Annotated in this window: 20 protein-coding genes and 1 pseudogene; 15 read left to right on the top strand and 6 right to left on the bottom strand. The window is 64.3% G+C overall.

The window, feature by feature from the left end; translation table 11 throughout:
- Positions 1–21 precede the first annotated feature (21 nt).
- Positions 22–1,296 (bottom strand): serine hydrolase domain-containing protein, encoded by a 1,275-nt coding sequence (locus tag ACVIIV_RS33165; RefSeq protein ID WP_456747939.1) that lies wholly within the window; start codon positions 1,294–1,296, stop codon positions 22–24.
- 164 nt (positions 1,297–1,460) lie between these two features.
- Here ACVIIV_RS33165 and ACVIIV_RS33160 point away from each other — a divergent pair.
- A pseudogene (locus ACVIIV_RS33160) lies at positions 1,461–2,379 on the top strand (intradiol ring-cleavage dioxygenase).
- Between the two features lie 28 nt (positions 2,380–2,407).
- Here the strand turns inward: ACVIIV_RS33160 and ACVIIV_RS33155 are convergent.
- On the bottom strand, positions 2,408–3,292 hold the full coding sequence (locus ACVIIV_RS33155; protein WP_456748889.1) for a LysR family transcriptional regulator: 885 nt from the start codon (positions 3,290–3,292) through the stop codon (positions 2,408–2,410).
- Positions 3,293–3,395: 103 nt separating this feature from the next.
- On the opposite strand from ACVIIV_RS33155, the gene ACVIIV_RS33150 reads away from it, so the two are divergent.
- Together ACVIIV_RS33150 and ACVIIV_RS33145 are read left to right on the top strand one after the other, a co-directional pair.
- Positions 3,396–4,265 (top strand): SDR family oxidoreductase, encoded by an 870-nt coding sequence (locus tag ACVIIV_RS33150; RefSeq protein ID WP_456747938.1) that lies wholly within the window; start codon positions 3,396–3,398, stop codon positions 4,263–4,265.
- Between the two features lie 39 nt (positions 4,266–4,304).
- Complete coding sequence (locus ACVIIV_RS33145; RefSeq protein ID WP_456747937.1) at positions 4,305–4,778, top strand: SRPBCC family protein; 474 nt, start codon at positions 4,305–4,307, stop codon at positions 4,776–4,778.
- A 188-nt stretch (positions 4,779–4,966) separates the two neighbouring features.
- Here the strand turns inward: ACVIIV_RS33145 and ACVIIV_RS33140 are convergent, their stop codons facing one another.
- Both ACVIIV_RS33140 and ACVIIV_RS33135 read right to left on the bottom strand, forming a co-directional pair.
- The gene (locus ACVIIV_RS33140; protein ID WP_456748888.1) at positions 4,967–6,697 is read right to left on the bottom strand and encodes a protein kinase domain-containing protein; all 1,731 of its coding nucleotides are present in this window, start codon (positions 6,695–6,697) and stop codon (positions 4,967–4,969) included.
- A 60-nt stretch (positions 6,698–6,757) separates the two neighbouring features.
- Positions 6,758–7,597: a formate/nitrite transporter family protein gene (locus ACVIIV_RS33135; protein WP_456747936.1), complete on the bottom strand. Its 840-nt coding sequence runs from the start codon at positions 7,595–7,597 to the stop codon at positions 6,758–6,760.
- A 680-nt stretch (positions 7,598–8,277) separates the two neighbouring features.
- Here ACVIIV_RS33135 and ACVIIV_RS33130 point away from each other — a divergent pair.
- From ACVIIV_RS33130 to ACVIIV_RS33080, 11 genes are all read left to right on the top strand, one after another.
- Positions 8,278–9,600, top strand: coding sequence for a CmpA/NrtA family ABC transporter substrate-binding protein (locus ACVIIV_RS33130; protein ID WP_456747935.1), 1,323 nt, complete (start codon positions 8,278–8,280; stop codon positions 9,598–9,600).
- 64 nt (positions 9,601–9,664) lie between these two features.
- Positions 9,665–10,561 carry a nitrate ABC transporter permease gene (gene ntrB, locus ACVIIV_RS33125; RefSeq protein WP_456747934.1) on the top strand — a complete coding sequence of 299 codons (897 nt, stop codon included), beginning with the start codon at positions 9,665–9,667 and terminating at the stop codon, positions 10,559–10,561.
- Positions 10,562–10,574: 13 nt separating this feature from the next.
- On the top strand, positions 10,575–11,369 hold the full coding sequence (locus ACVIIV_RS33120; RefSeq protein ID WP_456747933.1) for an ABC transporter ATP-binding protein: 795 nt from the start codon (positions 10,575–10,577) through the stop codon (positions 11,367–11,369).
- A gap of 340 nt (positions 11,370–11,709) precedes the next feature.
- Positions 11,710–13,089, top strand: coding sequence for an MFS transporter (locus ACVIIV_RS33115; RefSeq protein WP_456747932.1), 1,380 nt, complete (start codon positions 11,710–11,712; stop codon positions 13,087–13,089).
- 180 nt (positions 13,090–13,269) lie between these two features.
- Positions 13,270–13,698 carry a globin family protein gene (locus ACVIIV_RS33110; RefSeq protein ID WP_456747931.1) on the top strand — a complete coding sequence of 143 codons (429 nt, stop codon included), beginning with the start codon at positions 13,270–13,272 and terminating at the stop codon, positions 13,696–13,698.
- A gap of 10 nt (positions 13,699–13,708) precedes the next feature.
- Entirely contained in the window at positions 13,709–14,926 is a 1,218-nt protein-coding gene (locus tag ACVIIV_RS33105; protein ID WP_456747930.1) for an NAD(P)/FAD-dependent oxidoreductase, read from the top strand.
- A 1-nt stretch (position 14,927) separates the two neighbouring features.
- Positions 14,928–17,633: a nitrate reductase gene (locus ACVIIV_RS33100; protein ID WP_456747929.1), complete on the top strand. Its 2,706-nt coding sequence runs from the start codon at positions 14,928–14,930 to the stop codon at positions 17,631–17,633.
- Between the two features lie 393 nt (positions 17,634–18,026).
- Positions 18,027–18,923 carry an SMP-30/gluconolactonase/LRE family protein gene (locus ACVIIV_RS33095; protein ID WP_456747928.1) on the top strand — a complete coding sequence of 299 codons (897 nt, stop codon included), beginning with the start codon at positions 18,027–18,029 and terminating at the stop codon, positions 18,921–18,923.
- Between the two features lie 19 nt (positions 18,924–18,942).
- Positions 18,943–19,782 (top strand): aldo/keto reductase, encoded by an 840-nt coding sequence (locus ACVIIV_RS33090; protein ID WP_456747927.1) that lies wholly within the window; start codon positions 18,943–18,945, stop codon positions 19,780–19,782.
- Positions 19,783–19,969: 187 nt separating this feature from the next.
- A complete protein-coding gene (locus tag ACVIIV_RS33085) occupies positions 19,970–20,911 on the top strand; it encodes a DMT family transporter (RefSeq protein ID WP_456748887.1) in 942 nt (313 codons plus the stop codon).
- A gap of 60 nt (positions 20,912–20,971) precedes the next feature.
- Positions 20,972–22,051 (top strand): zinc-binding dehydrogenase, encoded by a 1,080-nt coding sequence (locus ACVIIV_RS33080; protein ID WP_456747926.1) that lies wholly within the window; start codon positions 20,972–20,974, stop codon positions 22,049–22,051.
- A 148-nt stretch (positions 22,052–22,199) separates the two neighbouring features.
- Here the strand turns inward: ACVIIV_RS33080 and ppk2 are convergent, their stop codons facing one another.
- Both ppk2 and ACVIIV_RS33070 read right to left on the bottom strand, forming a co-directional pair.
- Positions 22,200–23,120: a polyphosphate kinase 2 gene (gene ppk2 / locus ACVIIV_RS33075; protein ID WP_456747925.1), complete on the bottom strand. Its 921-nt coding sequence runs from the start codon at positions 23,118–23,120 to the stop codon at positions 22,200–22,202.
- 96 nt (positions 23,121–23,216) lie between these two features.
- The gene (locus tag ACVIIV_RS33070; RefSeq protein ID WP_028144303.1) at positions 23,217–23,678 is read right to left on the bottom strand and encodes an Lrp/AsnC family transcriptional regulator; all 462 of its coding nucleotides are present in this window, start codon (positions 23,676–23,678) and stop codon (positions 23,217–23,219) included.
- A 133-nt stretch (positions 23,679–23,811) separates the two neighbouring features.
- Here ACVIIV_RS33070 and ACVIIV_RS33065 point away from each other — a divergent pair, with 133 nt between their 5' ends.
- Positions 23,812–26,175, top strand: a complete 2,364-nt coding sequence (locus ACVIIV_RS33065) for a transketolase (RefSeq protein ID WP_456747924.1) — start codon at positions 23,812–23,814, stop codon at positions 26,173–26,175.
- Positions 26,176–26,231: the final 56 nt, after the last annotated feature.

Genomic DNA, 26,231 nt, shown 5'->3' with positions numbered 1-26,231 from the left:
CCGCGGGATCGCCGCGATCGGTTACAGGTTGCTCTCGGTGATCGCGGCGTAGACCATGCTGCGCAGCTCGCGCCGGATCGGGTAGGCGCTCGACGGCAGCACCTGCGTCATGAAGATGGTGATCAGCTCCTCGGCCGGATCGATCCAGAACGAGGTCGTGGCCGCGCCGCCCCAATTGTATTCGCCCGGGCTGCCGGCGATCAGCGTCTCGGCCGGGCGCATGGTCACGGCGAAGCCGAGGCCGAAGCCGATGCCGTTATAAGTCGCTTCGGAGAACAGCGAGCGCGACACCTCCGGCAACGCGCGGTCGCCGGGGATGTGGTTCGTCGTCATCAACGCCAGTGTCTTCGGCCCGATCAGCCTGACGCCGCCGAGTTCGCCGCCATTGAGCAGCGCGCGGCAGAAGGTGAGATAGTCGGCGACCGTCGAGCACAGGCCGCCGCCGCCGGAGATGAAGGAAGGCGGTGACAGGAACGAGCTCGTCGTCGGATCGTCCTGCAGCGTGATGCCCTCGCGGCGCTGGCCGGCATGGAAGGTCATGCCGCCGCCGGGATCGGCGGAATAGCAGGCGGCGAAACGATGCGCCTTGGAGGCCGGCACGTGGAAATCGGTGTCGGTCATGCCGAGCGGATCGAGGATGCGTTGCTTCAGGAACTGCTCGAAGGGCATCCCTGAGATCTTGGCGATGAGGTAGCCGATCACGTCGGTTGCGACGGAATAATTCCAGGACTCGCCCGGCGAGAATTCCAGTGGGATCTTTGCCAGGCCCTCGATCATGGTCTGCAGCGTGCCTGACTTCTCGACCTCGCCGATCTTCTCACTGCGATAGGCGGCATCGACGTTGGAGCGCTGCTGGAAGCCGTACGTTAACCCGGACGTGTGGCGCAGCAGGTCGACGATCAGCATTGGCCGGGCCGGCGGCCGCGTCAGGAAGGCCGGGTAGGTGCCGGCGACGAATACGCCGAGATCCTTCCATTCCGGAATGTATTTGGCCACGGGCTCATCGATTGCGACGAGGCCTTCCTCCACCAGCATCATGAAGGCGACGCTGGTGAGCGGCTTGGTCATGGAATAGATGCGGTAGATGGTGTCGTCCTTCACCGGCACCTTGCGCTCGACATCGGCCAAGCCCTGCACCGAGCTGTGGGCGATCTTGCCGCGGCGATAGACCAGGAGCTGCGTGCCCGGGAAACGGCCGGCATCAATGTACCGGCGCTTGAGATGCGCATCGACGCGGTCGAGCGCGGCCTTGGACATGCCGACGGATTCGGGCGAGGCGGGGGTGGGGGCGAGCATCAGTTCCTCCGGGGCGTTTTGTCGGAAAGTTGATACCGAAATGGCGGCGCCATTCCAAGTCGGTTGCGCTTAACGAGGCCGGGCCGGTTGGTGTAGCCTCGACCTTGGAACGCCTCCAAGGAGCCCGCCTGGGCCAACGAGAAGAACGTGAGGGCAAACGCACCATGACCCAGTTCAACGAGACTGAACTTACCGGAGCCGTCATCAAGAGCTTCGACCAGACGCCTGATACGCGTGCGAAATTCCTGCTCCAGGAACTGGTGAAGTCGCTGCACGATTACGTGAGCAAGACCGATCTCACCTTCGAAGAATGGGAATACGCCATCGATTTCCTGACCCGGACCGGGCAGAAATGCACCGACACCCCGCCAGGAGTTCATCCTCTTGTCCGACGTGCTCGGCGTCTCCATGCTGGTGGATGCGGTCAACCATCGCGACCGCGAAGGCGCGACCCAAACGACGGTGCTCGGGCCGTTCTATGTCGGCGAGCACAAGGTGACCGCGCATGGCACCGACATCTCGCCGAACAATCAGACGGGCGAGCGGATGTTCGTGCAGAGCCGCGTCACCGATCTCAAGGGCAAGCCGCTCGCCGGCGTTCCCGTCGATGTCTGGCATGCCGATGACGACGGCTTCTATGATTCCCAGAAGCCGAACTATGATGAGGTCGGCGCCTCGGCGCGCGCGCGCTTCATCACCGATAGCGACGGCCGCTTCTTCTTCCGCACCATCCTGCCGTGCAGTTACCCGATCCCGACCGACGGTCCCGTTGGGGAGATGATTGTGCAAACCAATCGCCATCCGATGCGCCCGGCGCATGTGCACTTCCTGGTCAATGCCAAAGGCTATGAGCCGCTGATCACCCACGTCTTCATGGACGGTGACAAATATCTCGATTCCGACGTCGTGTTCGGCGTGAAGGACGACCTCGTCGCCAAGGTGGAGCCGCGCAACGATCCCGCAATGCCCGACGGCACCAAGGCGAACGGGCGGTGGCACCTGATGAGCTACGAATTCCGCCTCAAGCCCGGCGGCGGGATGGCACCGAAACCGCTGGGGACGAAGGCGGCGGAGCCGGCGTGAGGGTCAGGAAAATCGGCGCGCGCAGCGACTATCTATCGAGATAGGCGGCAAGCTCCTCGGGTGTGCCCTTTGGAAAGGCTTCCTTCAGGAAGTCGAGGAAGGCGGAAACACGTGCGCTCAGCAATCGCCGCGACGGGTAGAGCGCCCATAGCTGGATCTCAGGGGCGTCGATGTCACCCCAATGGCTCAACGTGCCAACGGACAGATCGGGACTGACGAGGGACAAGGGAAGGCGTCCAGCACCGACGCCGGCCCTGACCGCGTCACGGACCATGATGAGGGATGCCAGGCTGAGCACTGGGTCGACTGGAAAACGCAATCGACCAGTCGGCCCCGTCACGTTCCAGGCGACACTCCGGTCACCCGTCCCGCGGACGACGGCGGGGACAGCGAGCTTGTCCTTTGGTCGTTTCAGGTGGGGGCTCGCCACGACCACCAGCCGATCGCGCAGGAAGATGCGACCTACGAGGCTCTCATCCGGATCGGGACCGACTCGAATGACGAGGTCATAACCTTCCTCGACCATGTCGACGGCCCGGTCTTCCGTCGTTATTTCCAGGCGGACCTCCGGATATTTCAGGGCGAAGGCGGCGGCCAGCTTCCCCATGGCGATCTGAGAGAACAGCAATGGTGCGCTGATGCGCAACTTGCCGCGCGGCCTGTCGCCTCCGGAAGCGATCGCTGCGGCGGTCTCGTCGAGTTCGGTCCCGGTCCGCTCGTAAAGCGCGCGTCCTTCCTGGGTGAGTTTCAAGGTACGCACGCCGCGCTCGAACAGGCGCAGGTTGAGCGCCGCCTCCAGCTCCGCGACCCGGCGGGACAAGGTAGCCTTCGGACGACCCGCGGCCCGCGCGGCCCGTCCGAACCCGCCATGCCGGGCGACCAGATTGAAATCGGCGAGGGCTAGGAGATCCATGTGTTCCACCAGTGAGACGGTCCGTCCATATATATCGTCTATCGGTCAGATTGTGGATCAGTAGTTTCGGGGTGTCTTCAGACCCAACCCCGGAGTAACCCCCATGACCATCCTCGTTACCGGCGCCACCGGCACCGTTGGCCGCCACGTCGTCGAACAACTCGTCAAGCGCGGCGCCGACCTGCGCGCGCTCGTCCGCGATCCCGCGAAGGCGAACCTCCCTGCAGAGGTCACCGTCGTGCAGGGCGACCTCCTCGACGTCGACGCGCTGCGCGGCGCCTTCACGGGAGTCTCGACCCTGTTTCTGCTTAACGGAGTCGTCGCGGATGAATTCACCCAGGCGCTGGTCGCGCTCAACGTCGCCCGGGAGGCCGGCGTCGAGCGGGTCGTATACCTGTCGGTGATCCACAGCGATCGCTACGTCAACGTGCCGCACTTTGCCGGCAAGTTCGGTGTCGAGCACATGATCGAGCAGATGGGGTTCAACGCCACCATCCTGCGCCCGGCCTACTTCATGAACAATGATCTCACGATCAAGGACGTCGTGCTCGGTTATGGCATCTATCCGATGCCGATCGGCAGCAAGAGCCTCGCGATGATCGACGCACGCGACATCGGCGAGATCGCCGCGATCGAGCTCATTCGGCGCGAGCAGGCTGCAACGCCGCTTCCGCTCGCACGCCTCAATCTCGTCGGTCCCGATGAGCTGACCGGTGCGAAGGCTGCCGCAATCTGGTCCGAGGCGCTGGGCCGCACGATTGCCTATGGCGGCGACGACACCGCTGGCTTCGAAAAGAATCTGAGGCAATTCATGCCAAGCTGGATGGCCTTCGACATGCGCCTGATGAGCGAGCGCTTTCTCACGGAGGGAATGATGCCCGATGCCGGCGACGTCGAGCGTCTGACCGAGATGCTGGGCCGCCCTCTGCGCTCCTATCGGGACTTCGTCTCCGAGATCACGGCCTCCGTCTGAGGGCAGCGGCGTTCCCCGATCACGTCAAGGAATTCCATCATGATCTATTCGACCGCTACCGTTCCAGTAAATCCGCAAGGCGAGACGCCACTGAGCCGCACGCAGGTCTGGCGCGGCCTGGTTCTCAAGGCACGCGATGCCCAGCTGTTTCTCCCGCCCAATCTCTGCACCCACTGCGAGGTCGTGGGGGAGAGTGCGACACACCTCGTGCGCGAAGCCACCATCGCAGGCGACGATCTGCGCGAAATCGTCAGCTTCGATCCGGAGCGCAAGGTGACCTTCTTCCAGGCCGCCGGTCCGCGCGAAGGCGCGATTATCAACGAGCTGTTCGAAGATGAAGCGGGAGCGCTGCAATTGCGGTTCTATTGCTATACCGGCCTGCGCGGGAAGACACCGTTCGGACCAGAGGAGCAGGCCGAGCAGGCGCAGTTCGACAGCGACAAGGGTTACAAGACCGCTCTGCTTTCGACGCTGAAGCGGACCCGCGAACTGCTCGCGGAAGGCAAGCTCTGATCATCACAACGACCATCAATCTGCGGGATCGCCTCTTCGGAGGCGTCCCGTAGTCCAAGTGACTTCCACTCGAAATTTAGGACCGATCGCAGGAGACGGCGGCTTCGATCGGGGGCCTCGTTGCCTTCCGTACTGAACGACAGGCTTGGCCGCGACGCAGCTCGCACGCAAGCGGATCTCTCCACGCCTCAGCGCGCGTGCAGCAGCGCCAGCAGCACGACGACCGCGCAGGCAAGCGCGGCCGAGGTCAGCTTCCAGAACATCAGCGGATTGCGCTCGAGGAGGGGCGTGATGCGCGTGTTCAGATAGGCCGGATTGGGATTTCTGAGCTCGAACACGAACTCGGAGAGATCTTCATGGCGCTTGTAGGGATCGGGATGCAGCGCTTTCCTGAGCGCGCCGTCGATCCAGCCTGGGATGCCCCGCTCCGCATCGATTGCGGGACGATATCTCAGTCTCCACGCGTCCGATCGTCCCCGGATCTTGGCAAGCTGGGCGCCGTAGGGCAGATGCCCGGTGAGCATCTGGTAACAGATGGCGGCCAGCGAGAACATGTCGGACCGCGGCGATCCGCCTTCACCGAGGAAGTACTCCGGTGCCGTGTACTGGACCGTGCCGAGAATTTCCGCGTCCGCCGATCTCGGCGCCGCTTCGGCGACGCCCGCGACCCTGACCGATCCGAAGTCGATGATCTTGGCGGTGCCTGTCTTGTCGATCAGGACGTTGTCGGGCCGGAGATCCTGATGCAGCATCTCCATCCGGTGGAAGGCGCGAAGCCCGGTCGCGATCTGCTCGACGATCCTGCGCACCGTCTCCAGATCGGGACGGGGATTGTCGAGCATCCACTGCCGCAGCGTCCGCCCTTCGACGAACTCGGTCGCGACGTAAAGATAATTCCGCCGGGTCGATCGTGAGCGCGGCTTGAGTACGTACGGACTGTCGATCCGCCGCGCGATCCATTCCTCCATCAGGAAACGTTTCAGGTAGACCTGGTTGTCGCGCAGGTCGATCGACGGAATCTTGAGGGCGACCGCTTCCTCGGTCTCCATATCGACGGCGAGATAGATGTGGCTGCGGCTGCTGCCGTGGATCTCCCGGACGATCCGGTAGCCATCGAACATGGCCCGCGGCTCCAGCAGGGGCGGCAGAGGCAGCGCCGAACTCTGATCGAAGATGCCGGATTCCTCCGGCACCGCATCGATGCGCAGGATCTGGACGGTGATGTTGTCGTCGCTGCCACACCGATAGGCTTCCTCCACGATGGCCTTCGCCGCTGCGTCGAGCTCGGCATGTTCGTTGATCGCGCTCGTGACGAAACGGGCATCGACGAATTCATACGCGCCGTCCGTCGCCAGCAGGAAGGTGTCGCCGGCCTGGATCTCGACCGTCTGGTAATCGATCTCGAGCTGCGGATTGATACCGAGCGCGCGGCCGAGATAGGTCTGCTCCGACGACACGATGATGCGGTGATCGTCGGTCAGTTGCTCGAGCGCCTTGCCGGCGACGCGGTAGACGCGGCAATCGCCGACATGGAAGATGTGCGCGGTGGTCGCCTTGATGACCATGGCGCTGAGGGTGCAGACATAGCCCTTGTCGCGGTCATAGGCATATTGGCTTTTGCGCGTTTGCGCGTGCAGCCAGGAATTGGTCGCCTCCAGCACGCGGCGGGCGGAGGTCTTCACCGTCCAGGATTCCGACGTGCAGTAATAGTCCATCAGAAAGCTCTTGACCGCCGACTCGCTGGCGATCTGGCTCACCGTGCTCGAGGAGATGCCGTCGGCGAGAACCGCCGCGATGCCCTTCAGGCTGAGCAGCGGCTCCTCTGGAATCAGCACGCCGTGAAAGTCCTGGTTGATGGGCTTGCGACCTTTGTCGGAGTGCTGGCCGACCGAGATCAGGAGACCGGGGGTCATCGTCATCACCAGGAGGGGGGAGCCTCACCCTGACCGGGCGAGGCTCCTATGTCGAGACGTATTCGATCAGGCCGCAACGCGGGGCTTCGCAGCCCTGTCGGCCTGGCGCTTCGGCAGGGTCATGACGTGCGTGGCATAGAGCGTCATGCCGGTGAAGGCGAGGCCGCCGACGAGGTTGCCGAGCACGGTCGGGATCTCGTTCCAGATCAGATAGTCCATGATCGAGAACTTCGCGCCGAGCATCAGGCCCGACGGGAACAGGAACATGTTCACGACGGAATGCTCGAACACCATGTAGAAGAACACCAGGATCGGCATCCACATCGCGATGACCTTGCCGGGGACCGAGGTCGAGATCATGGCGCCGACGACGCCGGTCGAGACCATCCAGTTGCAGAGCATGCCGCGCATGAACAGCGTCGCCATGCCGGCCGCGCCGTGCGCGGCATAGCCGAGGGTTCGACCCTCGCCGATATTGCCGATGGCCGCGCCGACCTTCTCGGGCGCCTGGGTGAAGCCGAAGGTCGTGACGAAGGCCATCATGAAGGCCACGGTGAACGCGCCGGCGAAGTTGCCGACGAAGACGAGGCCCCAGTTGCGCAGCACGCCGGCGAGGGTGACGCCCGGGCGCTTGTCGATCAAGGCAAGCGGGGAGAGCACGAACACGCCGGTGAGGAGATCGAAGCCCAGCAGATAGAGCATGACGAAGCCGACCGGAAACAGCAGCGCGCCGACCAGCGGCTGGCCGGTGTTCACGTTGATCGTGACGGCGAACCAAGCGGCGAGCGCCAGGATGGCGCCGGCCATATAGGCGCGGATGATGGTATCCCGGGTGGACATGAAGATCTTGGACTCGCCCGCATCCACCATCTTGGTGACGAATTCCGAAGGCGCGAGATACGACATCAATGGTTCCTTTTGCTTCGTAAGTGAGATCGACACGCTCCGGAGAGCGCGGCTGAACGTCATCGGCCGTGCGGGCGGGCCTGCCGCGCACGAGGGCTATGGAAAAGTCTGGAAGCCTTGGGAATCGCGTCACGAGGACTTTAAAGCCGGGAAGGCCGCGAAGCAGTTGAGCTTCCGGGATGCAGCCGCCAGAGGCTGCAACAATGCGGCAAGCCGCAGTCTTCGTTGACGCCGTAGGAAATGCAAGTTGCGTGCCGTCCGAGTACGTCGGGAAGGTGTAGAGATATCAATATGATGCGGCGCTGCCTGATCCGTTCATGATGCGGCGGGGGCCTTTTGCATGAGCGGTTGCACAAGCTTTGTGCGCCGCACAAGGATTGGGCAGATCGCAAATTTCGGATGCGGAAACCTGCTGCGACAGTCTGGCGCAGCCTCTTTAAGGCACTGATTATTTGTCACTTTTCAAGGTGTCCGGCTTGGCACGAAGCTTGAATGGTTCCAGCTCGACGCCATTGAAGCCGTCCCGCGAGACTTCTCATCCGATTTGCTGACGCCACCAGACGGGTGGGTCCCTCCCCGTCGTGCGTTCGCATGCGCCAATGATGGCGCCACCGGACGGACGGGCTGCTCGCGCGCACAGCCGCAATCATTTCGCAACGACGCAAAGGACGACACCGCCTATGACTAAGCGCATCCGCCGGCCCTCGGAAACGACTGGCCTCAGCCGCCGTCAATTGTTGAAGGCCACCGGCTCGACCGCCGCACTTCTCGCCGCCGCCAAACTGAATTTCCCCGCCGGTGCCTTCGCGCAGGATGGAGGCCCCGAGGTCAAGGGCGCCAAGCTCGGCTTCATCGCGCTCAGCGATGCCGGTCCGCTGTTCGTCGCCAAGGACAAGGGCCTGTTTGCCAAGCACGGCGTGCCCGACACCGACGTGCAGAAGCAGGCGTCCTGGGGCACCACGCGCGACAACCTCGTGCTCGGCTCCGAAGGCAACGGCATCGACGGCGCGCATATCCTCACCCCGATGCCGTATCTGATCTCGGCCGGCAAGGTGACGCAGAACAACCAGCCGACCCCGATGTACATCCTGGCGCGGCTCAATCTCGATGCCCAGTGCATCTCGGTCGCCAAGGAATATGCCGGCCTCAAGGTCGGCGCGGACGCCTCGGTGCTCAAGGCCGCGTTCGAGAAGAAGAAGGCGGAAGGCAAGTCGGCCAAGGTCGCGATGACCTTCCCGGGCGGCACGCATGACCTCTGGATCCGCTACTGGCTCGCCGCCGGCGGCATCGACCCCGACAAGGACGTCGAGACCATCACCGTGCCGCCGCCGCAGATGGTGGCGAACATGAAGGTCGGCACCATGGACGCGTTCTGCGTCGGCGAGCCCTGGCCGGGGCAGCTGGTCCATCAGGGCATCGGCTACACCGCCGTCAACACCGGCGAGATCTGGAGCAAGCATCCCGAAAAGTCGTTCGGCATGCGCGCGGCCTGGGTCGACAAGAACCCGAAGGCGGCAAAGGCGATCCTGATGGCGGTGATGGAGGCCCAGCAATGGGCCGACAAGATGGAGAACAAGGAGGAGCTCGCCACCATCATGGCCAAGCGCCAGTGGATCAACTGTCCTGTCGAGGACATCGCCGACCGCGCCAAGGGCAAGTTCGACTACGGCCTCCCCGGCAAGGTGATCGAGAACTCGCCGCACATCATGAAGTATTGGCGCGATCATGCCTCCTATCCGTTCCAGAGCCACGATCTCTGGTTCATGACCGAGGACATCCGCTGGGGCAAGTACGAGGCCGGTTTCGACAGCAAGGCGCTGATCGCCAAGGTCAACCGCGAGGATCTCTGGAAGGACGCGGCCAAGACGCTCGGCGTCGCCGCTGCCGACATTCCGACCTCCACCTCGCGCGGCAAGGAGACCTTCTTCGACGGCAAGGTGTTCGATCCGGAAAATCCGGCTGCCTATCTGAAGTCGCTCGCGATCAAGCGTGTCGAAGTCTGATGGAGCCCCTGCGGCCGCCTTTGGGGCGGCCGCATCGTCCTTGCCACGCCGGAGAGAGATAGCGATGAACATGACTGCCACGAAGTTCGAGGTTGAGACCGCGACGCCTGCCGCAACCGTCGCGCCAGTCGTCGCGCTGACGCCAAAGCGTCCCCCGCGCGCCGAAGCTTACGCACGCATGGCAAAGGAGACCGCTGTTCGCGTGATCCCGCCGCTGGTCGTGATCGCGCTGCTGACGCTGGTGTGGGAGCTGGTCTGCCGGAGAGCCGGCTCGGCGCTGCCGCCGCCGTCAAGAGTGTTCAAGGATACCAAGGAACTGATCTTCGATCCGTTCTTCGACCATGGCGGCATCGATAAGGGCCTGTTCTGGCATCTGTCCGCCAGTCTCCAGCGCGTCGCCTTCGGCTATTCGCTCTCCGCAGTCGCAGGCATCGCGCTCGGCGTGCTGGTCGGGCAGTCGGTCTGGGCGATGCGCGGGCTCGATCCGTTGTTCCAGGTGCTGCGCACCATTCCGCCGCTGGCCTGGCTGCCGCTGTCGCTCGCGGCGTTCCGCGACGGTCAGCCCTCGGCGATCTTCGTCATCTTCATCACCTCGATCTGGCCGATCATCATCAACACCGCCGTCGGCATCCGCAACATTCCGCAGGACTATCGCAACGTCGCCGCGGTGGTGCAGCTCAACCCGCTCGAGTTCTTCACCAAGATCATGATCCCGGCGGCCGCGCCCTACATCTTCACGGGCCTTCGCATCGGCATCGGCCTGTCGTGGCTTGCGATCGTCGCCGCTGAAATGCTGATCGGCGGCGTCGGCATCGGCTTCTTCATCTGGGACGCCTGGAACTCTTCGCATATCAGCGAGATCATCCTGGCGCTGTTCTATGTCGGCATCGTCGGCTTCGTGCTGGACCGGCTGATCGCGGGCCTCGGCAAGTTCGTCACCCGCGGTACCGCGCAGAACTGAGAGGAGAGGGTACATGACCGCCTATCTGAAGCTCGACCACATCGACAAGGTCTTTACCCGCGGCGCCGCCACCACGGAGGTGCTGCAGGACATCAACCTCACGATCGAGAAGGGCGAATACGTCTCGATCATCGGCCATTCCGGCTGCGGCAAGTCGACCCTGCTCAACATCATCGCAGGGCTGACCAACGCCACCACCGGGGGCGTGCTGCTGGAGAATCGCGAGGTGAACTCGCCGGGGCCCGATCGCGCCGTGGTGTTCCAGAACCACAGCCTGCTGCCGTGGCTGACCGTCTACGAGAACGTCAGGCTCGGCGTCGACAAGGTCTTCGCCAAGACCAAGTCCCGCGCCGAGCGCGACGCCTGGGTGATGCACAATCTCAACCTCGTGCAGATGGCCCATGCCAGGGACAAGCGTCCTTCCGAAATCTCCGGCGGCATGAAGCAGCGCGTCGGCATCGCGCGGGCGCTGGCGATGGAGCCGAAGGTGCTGCTGCTGGATGAGCCGTTCGGCGCGCTGGACGCGCTGACCCGCGCCCATTTGCAGGACTCGGTCATGGCGCTGCATCAGAAGCTCGGCAACACCATCCTGATGATCACCCATGACGTCGACGAGGCCGTGCTGCTGTCCGATCGCATCGTGATGATGACGAACGGGCCGAGCGCGCGCATTGGCGAGGTGCTGGAGGTGCCGCTGGCGCGGCCGCGCAAGCGGCTCGAGCTCGCGACCAACGCCACTTACTTGAAGTGCCGCCAGCGCGTGCTCGAATTCCTCTACGAGCGTCATCGCTTCGTCGAGGCAGCGTAGATCACGCGTTAACGCGAAATATGCCCGCGCCCAATTAATCGACACCAAGCTCAATCCTTGTGCGTCGCACAAGGATTGAGCGAATCGCAAATTTAGCGTGCGGAAAAGCCCTGCAAACAATTCGGGCAATACGAATAACGCCCTGAAATCCCTGTATTTCCCGCGTGCGCGTAACTGGCACGGAAATTGAAACGTCTTTGCGCGACGCCAACGACGACGTCCCTCAACATCATCAATCAGCATCGTGAACTCGCCACCGGGGGTGAAGCCTCGGAGCGCGCCTCCGTGACCGGAGGCTGAGCCTGCAACGACGCAGCGGTGAGCCTGGAAGGGATACTCAATGACGAAGAATCCTACGTGGATTTCAGACTGGCGCCCCGAGGATGAGGCGTTCTGGAATGCGACCGGCAAGACTATCGCGCGCCGCAATCTGATCTGGTCGATCGTGGCCGAGCATATCGGCTTCTCGGTCTGGCTGATCTGGAGCATCGTCACCACCAAGCTGCCGCAGGCGGGCTTTCACTACACCACCGACCAGCTGTTCCAGCTGATCGCCGTGCCGGGCCTGATCGGCGCCTTGATCCGTTTTCCCTACACTTTCGCGGTCACGACCTTCGGCGGCCGCAACTGGACCATCTTCAGCGCGGCGATCCTGTTCATTCCGACCTTGTCGCTTGCCTATTTCGTGAGCCAGCCCGACACGCCGTTCTGGCTGATGCTGCTGGTCGCCTCGACCGCGGGTCTCGGCGGCGGCAACTTCGCCTCGAGCATGACCAACATCTCCTTCTTCTTCCCCGACCGGATGAAGGGATGGGCCCTCGGCCTCAACGCTGCCGGCGGCAATATCGGCGTCTCCAGCGTGCAGCTCCTGACCCCGATCCTGATGACGCTCGCCGTCTTCAACCTGTTCCAGGCGACGCCGGTGGACGGCATCTTCCTGCAGAACGCCGGCCTGATGTGGGTGCTGCCGATCGCGATCGCCGTGTTCGGCGCCGTGTTCTACATGAACAACCTCACCACGGCGAAATCCTCAGTGAAGAACCAGGTCGCGATCGTCAAGCGCAAGCACACCTGGATCATGGCGTATCTCTATATCGGCACGTTCGGATCCTTCATCGGCTACTCCGCGGCGTTTCCGCTGCTGATCAAGACGCAGTTCCCCACCGTGACAATCTCGATCGCTTTCCTCGGTCCGCTGGTCGGCTCGCTGTCGCGTCCGCTCGGCGGCTGGCTCGCAGACCGGATCGGCGGCTCCATCATCACGTTCTGGAATTTCATCCTGATGGCGGGCGCTACGATCGGCGTGCTCTACTTCGTCGGGCAGAAGGATTTCATCGGCTTCCTGTCGATGTTCCTGATCCTGTTCGTGACGACGGGCATCGGCAACGGCTCGACCTACCGCATGATCCCCTCGATCTTCCGTGAGGAGAATTTGTTCAAGGTGCGCGGCAAGGGCGATGTCGCGCGTTCGGCTGCCCTGAAGACCGCGAGCATCGAGAGCGGCGCGGCGGTCGGCTTCATCGGCGCGATCGGTGCTGTCGGCGGCTATCTGATCCCGAGCGGTTTCGGCAAGTCGATCGCCATGACCGGCGGGCCGCAGCTCGCGCTCGCGATCTATCTCGGCTTCTACGCGTCCTGCCTCGCTCTGACCTGGTGGTTCTACCTGCGTCGCAGCCCGCAGGGTGAAGGCGCGCCAAGCCTCGCCGAAGCGCGTGTGTAGAGCATGATCCGGAAAAGTGCGAAGCGGTTTTCCGACAAGATCATGCTCAGAAGATGGACGCTTGGCACGAATGTCGCTTCTCCCCGTACGCGGGGAGGAGTCTCTCTGATGACGTTTGACCAATGAACTTCTTCCGCAACGGCGCGGACGAAGGCAGACCGAAACAGACAGGAGAACATCATGACGCCAGAACAGATCACCCTCATTCAGCAGAGCTTTTCCAAGGTCGCGCCGATATCGGAGCAGGCTGCGGTGCTGTTCTACGATCGTCTGTTCGAGGTGGCTCCGTCCGTGCGCGCGATGTTTCCCCAGGACATGACCGAGCAGCGCAAGAAGCTGATGGGCATGCTCGCCGCCGTGGTCGGCGGCCTGTCGAACCTGGACTCGATTCTTCCCGCGGCCTCGGCGCTCGCCAAGCGCCACGTCGCCTACGGCGCCAAGGCCGAGCACTACCCCGTGGTCGGCGCGACCTTGCTGTGGACCCTCGAGAAGGGCCTTGGCGAGGCCTGGACGCCCGAGCTCGCCACAGCCTGGACCGACGCCTACGACGTGCTGTCCGGCTACATGATATCCGAGGCCTACGGCGCGCAAGCGCAGGCCGCCGAATAGGAGATGCGCTGTGAGTGAACCGCTGGTCATCGTCGGTAACGGTATGGCGGCCGCGCGTCTGGTCGACGAGCTCGCCAAGACCGCGCTCGGCCGCTACGCGGTCGCCGTGATCGGCGAAGAGCCGCGGCTCGCTTACAACCGCGTGCTGCTCTCCTCGGTGCTGGCCGGCGAGACCGGCTCGCACGAGATCGAGCTGCGGCCGGCCGATTGGTGGCGAAACCGCGGCGTCACGGTGCGCTACGGCTATCGCGTCACCGAGATCGATGTCGGCCGCCGCGAGCTCAAGATCGCAGGCGAAGAGAGCATGGAATATTCCAAGCTCGTGCTCGCCACGGGATCGACGCCGCTGCGGCTCAACGTGCCGGGCGCCGATCTTGGCGGCGTGCACACGTTTCGCGACACCCGCGATGTCGATCTGCTGCTGACGCTGGCTGCGGCGAAGAAGCGCGTCGTCGTGGTCGGCGGCGGTCTGCTCGGTCTCGAGGCTGCCTACGGCCTCGCCAAGGCCGGTGCCCCCGTGACGCTGCTGCATCTGATGGACCGGCTGATGGAGCGCCAGCTCGATCCGCCGGCCGCCGATCTGCTCAAGACGCTGGTCGAGCGCAAGGGCATCCGCATCCTGCTCAACGCCAGCACGAAATGCATCCATGGCGACGGTCATGTCCAGGCTGTCGAGCTCGCCGACGGCAGCCGCATCGAGGCCGACGCCGTGATCTTCGCCGCCGGCATCAAGCCGAACGTGGCGCTGGCGAAAGAGGCGGGGATTGCGGTCAATCGCGGCGTCGTCGTCAACGACGTGATGCAGACCTCCTCGTCCGACATTTTCGCGCTCGGCGAATGCGCCGAGCATCGCGGCACCTGCTATGGCCTGGTCGAGCCGGCCTATGAGCAGGCGCGGGTGCTGGCGCGGCATCTGGCCGGCCGGCCCGCCGCCTATCAGGGCAGCGTGGTCTCGACCAACCTCAAGGTCTCCGGCGTCAGCGTGTTTTCCGCCGGCGACTTCATGGGCGGGGAGGGCAGCGAGAGCCTCGTGCTGTCGGACCGCAGACGTGGCACCTACAAGAAGCTCGTGATCGCCGACGGCCGGCTCACTGGGGCGGTGCTGATCGGCGATACCGTCGATGCGCTCTGGTACCTCGAGCTGATCCGCAACCGCGACAAGGTCGCAGCGATCCGCACCGACATGATGTTCGGCCGCGCGCTTGCGCAGCCTTCGAAAGCGGCTTGATATGACGGCGATCGATCCAAATCTCCGCACCACCAAGACGACCTGTCCTTATTGCGGCGTCGGCTGCGGCGTGCTGGCGACGCCCGACGGGAGGGGTGGCGCGGCGATCGCGGGCGATCCTGACCATCCCGCCAATTTCGGCCGGCTGTGCTCCAAGGGCTCCGCACTCGGCGAGACCGTCGGGCTCGAAAGCCGGCTGCTCTATCCGATGATCCGCTGCAAGGGTGTGCTGGAACGGGTCGCCTGGAGCGATGCACTCGACCACGTCGCCCACCGCATGCAGCACATCGTGGCGCGCGACGGCGCCGATGCGGTTGCCTTCTATCTCTCCGGCCAACTCCTCACCGAGGACTATTACGTCGCCAACAAGCTGATGAAAGGGTTTGTCGGCACCGCCAACGTCGACACCAATTCGCGGCTCTGCATGTCGTCCTCGGTCGCGGGCCATCGCCGCGCCTTCGGCGCCGACACCGTGCCCGGCTGCTACGAGGATCTCGACCAGGCCGATCTGCTGGTCTTCGTCGGCTCGAATGCAGCCTGGTGCCATCCCGTGCTGTTCCAGCGGATGCTGAAGAACAGGCAGGAACGCGGCGCGCGCATGATCGTGATCGATCCGCGCCGCACCGACACCGCCAGCGATGTCGAGCTGTTCCTCGGCCTCAAGCCCGGCACGGATACCGCATTGTTCTCCGGCCTGTTCGTGCATCTCGCCGACAGCGGCGCACTGGACCAGGACTACATCGCGCAGAACACCAGCGGTTTCGACGACGCGCTGGTTCGCGCGCGCAACATCGCCGGCAGCGTCGGCGCGACGGCGCTTGCCACGGGCCTCTCCGAGCAGGACGTCTCCGCCTTCTTCAAGATGTTCCGCGACACCGAGAAGGTCGTCACGCTCTATTCGCAAGGGGTCAACCAGTCGGCGCAGGGCACCGACAAGGTCAACGCCATCCTGAACTGCCATCTTGCGACGGGGCGCATCGGCAAGCCAGGCGCCTCGCCGTTCTCGCTCACCGGCCAGCCCAACGCGATGGGCGGCCGCGAGGTCGGCGGGCTCGCCAATATGCTCGCCGCGCATATGGGTTTCACGCCGCCCGACATCGACCGGGTCAGGCGGTTCTGGAAGGCGCCGCGCATCGCCACCCATGAGGGACTGAAGGCGGTGCAATTGTTCGAAGCGATCAACCGCGGCGAGGTCAAGGCGCTCTGGGTGATGGGCACCAACCCGGCGGTATCGCTGCCAGATGCCGACATGGTTCGCGATGCGCTGAAGAAGCTCGAGCTGTTCGTGGTCTCCGAGAACGTGCTCTCCAACGACACGGTCGAGGCCGGCCCGCATGTGCTGCTGCCGGCGCTCGCCTGGGGTGAGAAGTTGGGCACGGTGACCAATTCCGAGCGGCGCATCTCGCGCCAGCGCTCGTTCCTGCCGGCGCCGGGCGAGGCGCGCCCCGATTGGTGGATCCTGAGCGAGACCGCAAAGCGCCTCGGCTTCGGCGACAGTTTCAACTACAAGTCGGCCGCCGATATCTTCCGCGAGCACGCCGCGCTCTCGGCCTTCGAGAACGACGGCGGCCGCGATTTCGACATCGGCGCGCTGGCCTCTTTGTCGGACGAAGCCTTCGACGCCTTGAGGCCGGTGCAGTGGCCGGCGCGTGAAGGCGGAATGCCCGGCGAACGCTTCTTCGCGCAGGGCGGCTTCTTCACCAATGACGGCAAGGGCCGCTTCGTCGTGCCGGAGGTGCCGACGCTGCGCGGCGAGACCGGTCCGTCGCGCCCCCTGCGGCTCAACACCGGGCGCATCCGCGACCAATGGCACACCATGACGCGCACGGGTCTCAGCCAGCGGCTGGGCGCGCATCTGCCCGAGCCGTTCGTCGAGATTCATCCCGACGACGCCAGCAAATATGGCATCGCCCATGACGGCTACGCCCGCATCACCACCGATTACGGCCAGTGCATCCTGAAGGTTGTCGTGAGCGAGCGGCAGCAGCGCGGCACCCTGTTCGTGCCGATCCATTGGAGCGCGATGAACACCTCGCATGGCCGCGTCGGTGCGCTGGTGCAGTCCTTCACCGATCCGTTCTCGGGGCAGCCGGAATCGAAGGCGACGCCGGCCGCGGTCGCGCCTTACGAATTCGTCTTCCGCGGCTTCGCGCTGTCGCGCAAGCAACTCGACCTGCCGCAGAACCTGTTGTGGACCCGCGTCACGGTGGCGGGCGGCTTCGGCTATCTTTTCGCCGACAATGCGGACCTCGCTCGCTGGCCGGCCTGGCTCGAGGGCGTCGCCGGTGAGGACGTTGCCGAGTACCGCGATTTCGGCGGCGGCGTTTTTCGCGCGGCTTCGTTTGTTGGCGACCGCATCGAGACCTGCATGTTCGTCGGCCCGGCGCACGACGCCGGCGATTGGGAGGTGGTGAAGAGCCTGTTCGTCGCCGACCACGTCACCGACGATCAGCGCCGCATGCTGCTATCAGGCAAGTCCAGCGAAGGCGCGGCCTCGACCGGCCCGATCGTCTGCGCCTGCTTCGGCGTCGGCCGCGGCACCATCTGCGACAGCATTGCTGGCGGCGCGCGCACCGCCGCCGACATCGGCGCCAAGCTCAAGGCCGGCACCAATTGCGGCTCCTGCATCCCCGAACTGAAACGCCTGATCGCCACGACGGAGGTAGCGCCGGCAAAGCAGGCGAAGGTCGCAAGCGCGGCGGGGTAGGGCTGGCTTTCTCCATCGTCATTGCGAGCGAAGCGAAGCAATCCAGAGTCTTTCCGCTGAGGGATTCTGGATTGCTTCGCTTCGCTCGCAATGACGGTGTTGATGCAGGTGCGCACAAAAACGACGATCTCGTGCCCCGGACGCAGCGCAGCGTCTCCCGGCGATGCGAAGCATCGTCCGGTGCGACGGTGCGGTGCAGAGCCGGGGCCCATCCAACAGCGGAGTGTTTGACTTTTCTGGGTCCCGGCTCTGCGCAGCAGCGTTTCACGCTGCAGCGCGTCCGGGACACGAGAGCGGCGTGGACGCAGCCATCCCCTCCGCCCAATCGACGCGCCTTCGATTGTGACCTATGTTGCCGGGATCTTCCCCTCAACACGCGCAAAAGCAACAATCATGTACCTGGAAACGCCGCCGCGCCTGATCGAGACCAGGCTGTTCTCCGCAATGCCCGACAAATTCCGCCGCAAGGGCGTACGAACCGATTGGGCCGATGCCAACCGGCCGAACATGCCGACCGACAGTTTCATCGAGGGGCCATCCTTCGACAAGGATGGCAATCTCTACATCGTCGACATTCCGTTCGGCCGCATCTTTCGCATCGCGCCTGACGGCGAATGGTCGCTCGTGACCGAATATGAGGGATGGCCGAACGGCCTGAAGATCGCATCCGACGGACGCATCCTGGTCGCGGACTACAGGCACGGCATCATGGAGCTCGATGCCGAAGCCGGCCGCGTCAAGCCCATTCTGACTGCGCGCAACTCGGAATCGTTTCGCGGCTGCAACGATCTGCATCTCGCCTCCAACGGCGATATCTATTTCACCGACCAGGGCCAGACCGGCCTGCATGATCCGAGTGGCCGGGTTTATCGGCTGGCATCGAACGGCCGCCTCGACTGCCTGCTCGACACCGGTATCAGTCCGAACGGCCTGGTGCTCGACCCGACCGAAACCGTGCTGTTCGTCGCGATGACGCGGGACAACGCGGTGTGGCGGCTGCCGTTCATGAGGGACGGCAGCGTGTCCAAGGTCGGCCGCTTCTGCTCGCTGTTCGGCGCCAGCGGCCCTGATGGTTTGACCATGGATGCCAAGGGCCGCCTGTTCGTCGGCCACGCCTCGCTCGGCCACGTCTTCGTGTTCGCGCCGAACGGGGAACTAATCGCGCGGATCAAGTCGTGCGCGGGACCGAATTGCACCAATGTCGCGATCGGTGGCGAAAACTGGGATCGGCTCTATATCACGGAGTCGGCGACCGGCAGTGTGCTGGTGGCCGATATCGGCGGGCTCTAGGGCATCTGAAGGAATAAGCATGAACACAAACCCCTTCGGCAAGACCGGCGTCAATGTTTCCGTCATCGGGCAGGGCACCTGGTATCTCGACCATGGCGACCGCAAGCGCGCGATCGCGGCGCTTCAGCGCGGGCTCGATCTCGGCATGACCCATATCGACACTGCCGAGATGTACGGCGATGCCGAGCTCGTCATTGCGGATGCGATTGCGGGCCGGCGCGATGAGGTGTTCCTCGTTTCAAAAGTGCTGCCGAGCAACGCCTCGCGCCGCGGCACCATCACGGCCTGCGAGCGCTCGCTGAAGCGGCTCAAGACTGACCGGCTCGACTGTTATCTCTTGCATTGGCGCGGTTCCTATCCACTCGAGGACACCGTCGCTGCGTTCGAAGAGCTGGTGCAATCAGGCAAGATCAAATCCTGGGGCGTTTCCAATTTCGACGCCGACGATCTCGACGAGATTCTCGAAGTCTCAGGCAAGGGGCGGATCGCCTGTAACCAGGTGCTCTATCATTTGAAAGAACGCGCGATCGAGCATGCGGTGATCCCGTGGTGCGAACGGCATAATGTCGCCGTCGTCGCCTACTCGCCGTTCGGTCATGATGATTTCCCCGCAAGCAGCAGCAAGGGCGGCGCCGTGCTGGCGCGCATCGCGGAGGCGCATCGCGCGACGCCGCGTCAGGTCGCGCTGAGCTTCCTGGCCCGTGCGGCTACGGTATTCGCGATCCCGAAGGCCTCGTCCGCGGAACACGCCGGCGAAAATGCGGCGGCAGGCGATCTCGTGCTGACGAAAGACGAAATTGCTGCGCTTGATGCGGCGTTCCCGCGCGGACCGAAGCCGCGCAGCCTGCCCATGCTGTAGTGCACAACGGGCATTATTAACGGAGCATTGACGCGCGCGGCGGCTCGCGCATATCGGCATCCTGTTTTCGGAAGTTGTGAATGCGGGGCATTTGTCGTTTTTTACGGCTGTTCTCGATTCGCATTTTGCCCGGGTTCCAGCCGTGACACCGCCGCCCGCCGCAGCCGCAAGGCTCGACAGTATTCCCATGCCTGTGCCCGAGAAGAAGCAGCAGGCTCGCCGCGCGCCTGCGCGCGTCGATCATCCCTTCAAGGGCATCGCACTGATCCTGCTGTCGACGGTGTTCCTCGGCTGCTCCGACACCGCCGCGAAATATCTCTCGACCAGCCTGCCCTCGATCGAGATCACCTGGATCCGCTTCCTCACCTTCACGCTGCTGTTCACGCCGGTGATGCTGCCCGCGTCGCCGCTCTATGCGATGCGCACCAAGCGTCCGGGCCTTCACGTGATGCGCGGGGCGGCACTGCTCGGCTCCTCGCTGTTCTTCATCACGGGCCTCGGCTTCCTCCCGATCGCGGAGGCTTCCGCCACCGGCTTCGTCGCGCCGCTGTTCGTCACGGCGCTCTCGATCGTCTTCCTGGGCGAGAAGGTCGGCATGCGCCGCTGGCTCGCGACCGCGCTCGGCCTCATCGGGGTGCTGATCATCCTGCGCCCGGGCACCAGCGCGTTTCACCCCGCCGCATTCTTTCCGTTGGTCTCGGCCGCCTGCTGGGCCGGCACGCTGATCCTGACGCGCATGATGAGCGGCCGCGAGGCCGTCGTCACCACCATGGCCTATTCGTCCCTGACCGGCCTTGCGATCCTCACCGCAATTGTGCCGTTCGTATGGGTGACGCCGTCCTGGACCGCGATCGCACTCGGCATCTTCATCGGCGTCGCCTCGTCCGCGGGGCAGTGGATCGTCGTGCTTGCTTACCGCTACGGCGATGCCTCGGTGCTGGCGCCGTTTTCCTACTCCCAATTGTTGTGGGTCAGCATTCTCGGCTTCTTCATCTTCGGCGAGGTCCCGAGCATCTGGACCGTCGTCGGTGCAGCCTTCATCGTTGCCAGCGGCCTCTACATCGCTCATCGCGAGCGCGTCCGCCGTGCCCAGCTCCTGGTGCTGGAAGAGCGTTCGCCGAACGCCTGACGCAAGTTCGCGCACTCGGCGTCGTGGTATCAACGCTCCAAACGATACGGGAGGAGCCGGATGCGCGCCGCGATTTTCAGGAACGGTGAGATTGTCGTTGGCCGGATGGCCGAGCCGACGCCGGGCCCCGGCCAGGTGCTGGTCAAGACGCTCGCCTGCGGCATCTGCGGCTCCGACCTGCACGCGCGCCAGCACGCCCATCGCATGGTGGAGATGGCGAAGAAGGTTGGGCGCAAGCCGATGGATCTCAGCCGCGACGTCGTGTTCGGCCATGAGTTCTGCTGCGAGATTGTCGACTACGGTCCCGGCACCGCGCGCAAGCTCAAGCCGGGCACCCACGTCTGCTCGCTGCCGGCGCTGGTGACGCCTGCGGGCATCGAAGGCATCGGCTATTCCAACGACAATATCGGCGGCTATGCCGAGGCGATGCTGCTGAGCGAAGCGCTGCTGCTCGAAGTGCCTAACGGTCTTGCGCCGGAGCATGCGGCGCTGACCGAGCCGCTCGCGGTCGGGGTCCACGCCGTCGCCAAAGCCAATATAGGCGGCGGCGAGGTACCGCTCGTGATCGGCTGCGGCCCGGTCGGGCTGGCGGTCATCGCCGCGCTGAAGCTTCGGGGACTGCATCCGATCGTCGCCGCCGACTATTCGCCGGCACGGCGCGCGCTCGCGGCCAAGCTCGGCGCCGATATCGTCGTCGATCCCAGGCTGTCGCAGCCTTATGCGACCTGGGCCGAGCACGCGCAGATGTCGGAGGCGGAGAAGGCGGCGCGGCCGCCGTTCCAGGCCATGTTGCCGGCGCTGAAGCCTGCGATCATCTTCGAATGTGTCGGCGTGCCCGGCCTGCTCCAGCAGGTGTTCGAGGGCGCGCCGCGCGATGCGCGCATTGTCGTGGTGGGCGTCTGCATGGAGGCAGACAGAAACGAGCCCATGCTCGGCATCATGAAGGAGCTCAACGTGCAATACGTGCTCGGCTACACGCCCGACGAATTCGCAGGCTCGCTGCGTCTGATCGCGGAAGGGCAGGTGGATGCGGCTGCGATGGTGACGGGGCAAGTTGACATCGACGGCGTCGCCAAGGCGTTCACCGATCTCGCCAATCCCGAGGCCCACACCAAGATCATCGTGCAGCCGTGGCGGTGACGGTCTCGTAGGGTGGGCAAAGGCGCAAAGCGCCGTGCCCTCCATCTTTCCCGATTCAAACGCAGGTGGTGGGCACGCTTCGCTTTGCCCACCCTACGAGACCTGAGTTTGCGGCCATATCCATGCAGGCCGAATTCGTTCGCCCCCGTCAGTACTTCTCCGGCACGTACATCTCCGGCGGAACCGGCCCGCGCTGATAGTCGGGGTGACGGACGCGCGGCGGCAGCATCACCGGCGCGCGAGCGACCTCCCGATACGGGATCTGGCTGAGGAGATGCGCGATGCAGTTGAGCCGCGCGCGCTTCTTGTCGACGGCATCGACGATCCACCACGGTGAGTCCGGCAGGTGCGTGTGCTCGAGCATCGTTTCCTTGGCCTTGGTGTATGCCTCCCAGCGGCTGCGCGCCTCGACGTCCATCGGGCTCAGCTTCCACTGCTTGAGCGGATCCTTGATGCGCATGGTGAAGCGGAACTGCTGCTCGTCGTCGGTGATCGAGAACCAGTATTTGACCAGGATGATGCCGGAGCGGATCAGCATGCGCTCGAACTCGGGCACCGTCTTGAAGAATTCCTGGTACTCCTCCTCCGAGCAGAAGCCCATCACGCGCTCGACGCCGGCGCGGTTGTACCAGCTGCGGTCGAACAGCACGATCTCGCCGCCGGCCGGCAGGTGCGACACGTAGCGCTGGAAGTACCATTGCGTGCGCTCGCGCTCGCTCGGGGCGGGAAGCGCCGCGACGCGGCAGATGCGCGGATTGAGGCGCTGGGTAATGCGCTTGATGACGCCGCCCTTGCCGGCGGAGTCGCGGCCCTCGAACAGCACCACGACTTTCTTCTTCTCGCTCTGCACCCAGTCCTGAAGCTTGACCAATTCGCCCTGAAGGCGGAGCAGCTCGCGGAAATAGATCCTGCGATCGACCGTCGGCCTCAGTGTGCCCGTCTCGTCGAGGATCTCGTCGAGCCTGGTGTCATCGAGCTCCATCTCCAGCTCCTCGTCGAGGTCGTCGGCCATCTCCTGAATGATGCGCTCGCGCTTGGCGGTTTGGAAGGTGCGGTCGGATGCGGTCATGGGCTTCTTCTCTCGGCTAGGGTGCCAGTGTTACCAACGACCATCGGCGGGCTTTGTTGCGCCCATGTGACAACCGCTCTGTCACGCTGAGGCAGGTCACACCGGCAGTGCGATCGAATATTTCACCTGGCTCAGCGCAAAGCTGGACTCGATCGAGGCGATGCCGTCGAGCCGGGTCAGCTTGGTCTTCAGGAAGGTCTCGTAGGAGGCGAGGTCGGCGGCGACGACGCGGAGCAGATAGTCGCGGTTGCCAGTCATCAGATAGCACTCCAGCACCTCGTCCCATTTCGAGATCGCGCGCGCGAAGCGGTTGAGATCCTCCTCCTTCTGCCGCGCCAGCTTGATCGAGATGAAGACGCTGACATGCAGGCCGAGCGCCTTCTGATCCACGGTCGCAACATAGCGGCTGATGACGCCGCGCTCCTCCAGCAGCTTGACCCGGCGATGGCAGGGCGAGACCGAGAGCCCGACCTTGTCGGCGAGTTCCTGCATGGTCAGCCGGCTGTCGGCCTGAAGCAGCGCGAGGATTTTACGGTCGATGGCGTCGAGCTCTGGCATTGGGATAGACCTTCAAATTTCGGGCGATTATTAGTATGGTATCCCAATATCGGGGTGTATTGCGCGAAGAATTGAGAAGTTTGGCGCCTCCCACGGGCGTATCATCGCGCCACCTGTTCCCGGGAGCCTTGCCATGCCCGTCGATACCGCCCGCCTCGACACCTTGACCGCGCTGAGCCGCAAGACGCTGTGGCTGTCGTCCTGGACCATCCACCACGCCAACCATATCCGCTCCAACGCTGACGGACTCAAGGTCGGTGGCCACCAGGCCTCCTCCGCCTCGCTGGCGACCATCATGTCGGCGCTGTACTTCCACGTGCTGCGGCCCGAGGATCGCGTCGCGGTGAAGCCGCATGCGAGCCCGGTGTTCCACGCCATCCAGTATTTGTTCGGCCGGCAGAGCCGCGAGAAGCTGGAGAATTTTCGCGGCTTCAAGGGCGCGCAATCCTATCCCTCGCGGACGAAGGACGTCGACGACGTCGATTTCTCCACCGGCTCGGTGGGCCTCGGCGTCGCGCAGACGCTGTTCTCGTCACTGGTGCAGGATTACGTCAAGGCACACGGCTGGATGAAGGATCGCCGCGAGGGGCGCATGATCGCGCTGGTCGGCGATGCCGAGATGGACGAGGGCAACATTTTCGAGGCTCTGGCGGAGGGCTGGAAGCATGGCCTGCGCAACACCTGGTGGGTGGTCGACTACAACCGCCAGTCGCTCGACGCCGTCGTCCGCGAAGGGCTCTGGGAAAAGTTCGAGACCATGTTCCGCAATTTCGGCTGGGACGTGGTGATCGTGAAATACGGACGTCTGATGCGCGAGGCTTTTGCCGAGCCGGGCGGCGAGGCGCTCAAGCGCTGGATCGACAACTGCCCGAACGCGCTCTATGCGGCTCTGTGCTTCCAGGGCGGCGCGGCCTTCAGAAAGCATCTGCATGACGAGATCGGCGACCAGGGTCCGATCACGAAACTGATCGACAAGCGCAGCGACGAGGAATTGCTGGCGCTGATGTCGAACCTCGGCGGTCACGACATGGCGAGCATGCTCGAGGCCTTCGACTCCATCGACCACGATCGCCCGGTCTGCTTCATCGCCTACACCATCAAGGGCGTCGGCCTGCCGTTCCAGGGCCACAAGGACAACCACGCCGGCCTGATGACGGTCGCACAGATGGAGAAGTATCGCGACAGCCAGAACATCCGCCCCGGGCACGAATGGGACAAGTTCGAAGGCCTGACGCAGGATGCGGCCGAGCTTGAGGCTTTCCTCGTGCGGGTGCCGTTCAACCAGGACGGCCGCCGCTTGAGCGCGCCCGTCGTCGAGGTGCCCGCGCAGCTCGCCTTCAAGCCGTCGCCGCAGATGTCGACCCAGCAGGGCTTTGGCCTCGTGCTGAACGAGATCGCGCGCAGCGACAGCGAATTGGCAAAGCGCATCGTCACGACCTCGCCCGACGTCACCGTCTCGACCAATCTCGGGCCCTGGGTGAACCGGCGGGGCCTGTTCGCCCGCGCCGAGAAAGCGGACTTATTCCGCAGCGAGAAAATTCCATCGACCTACAATTGGGATGCGTCGCCGAAGGGCCAGCATCTCGAGCTCGGCATTGCCGAGATGAACCTGTTCATCATGCTCTCCGCGCTCGGCCTGTCGCACCAGATCAACGGCGAGCGGCTGCTGCCGGTCGGCACGCTCTACGATCCCTTCATCGAGCGCGGCCTCGATGCGCTCAACTATGCCTGCTATCAGGATGCGCGCTTCATGGTGGCGGCGACGCCGTCCGGCATCACGCTCGCGCCCGAGGGCGGCGCGCACCAATCGATCGCAACGCCCTTGATCGGCATGGCGCAGGATGGCCTCGCCTCGTTCGAGCCGGCCTTCGTCGACGAGCTCGCCGTGATCATGGCTTTCGGTTTTGACCACATGCAGCGCGATCCGGGCGAGGGCGGTTCCGTTTACTTGCGCCTCTCCACCCGCTCGATCGAGCAGGCGCAGCGGATCATGACGGGCGAGCTGAGGCAGGGCATCACCGACGGCGCCTATTGGCTGCGCAAGCCGGGTCCGAACGCCGAGGTCGTGATCGCCTATACCGGCGCGGTTGCGCCCGAGGCGATCGAGGCCACCGGCTTCATCGGCGAGAGCCGCCGCGACGTCGGCCTGCTCGCGATCACCTCGGCCGACCGTCTCCACGCGGGCTGGACCGCCGCACGGAAATTGCGGCGCGATCGCCGCGGCGTGCAGCATCTCAGCCACATCGAAAAGCTGCTGGCGCCGCTGCCGCGCGACTGCGGCATCGTGACTGTGATCGACGGCCATCCTGCCGCGCTCGGCTGGCTCGGCAGCGTCCGCGGCCATCGCGTCGAGGCGCTCGGCGTCGAGCAGTTCGGCCAGACCGGCAGCATCGCGGACCTTTATCGCCACTACGGTATCGACGCCAACGCCATCATCGATGCGGCGGAAAGCCTCACCACCGGCGCGCCGGTGCTGCATCGGAAGATGGCGGTGTAGTCGAGGTAACCGGCTGCATGGGCCCCGGCTCAGCAGCGCATCACTGAACTGGACGA

The sequence above is a fragment of the Bradyrhizobium sp. USDA 4354 genome, assembly GCF_054060315.1.
The sequence above is the reverse complement of the archived record's forward strand: the minus strand, read 5'-3'. Positions and strand labels throughout refer to the sequence as shown.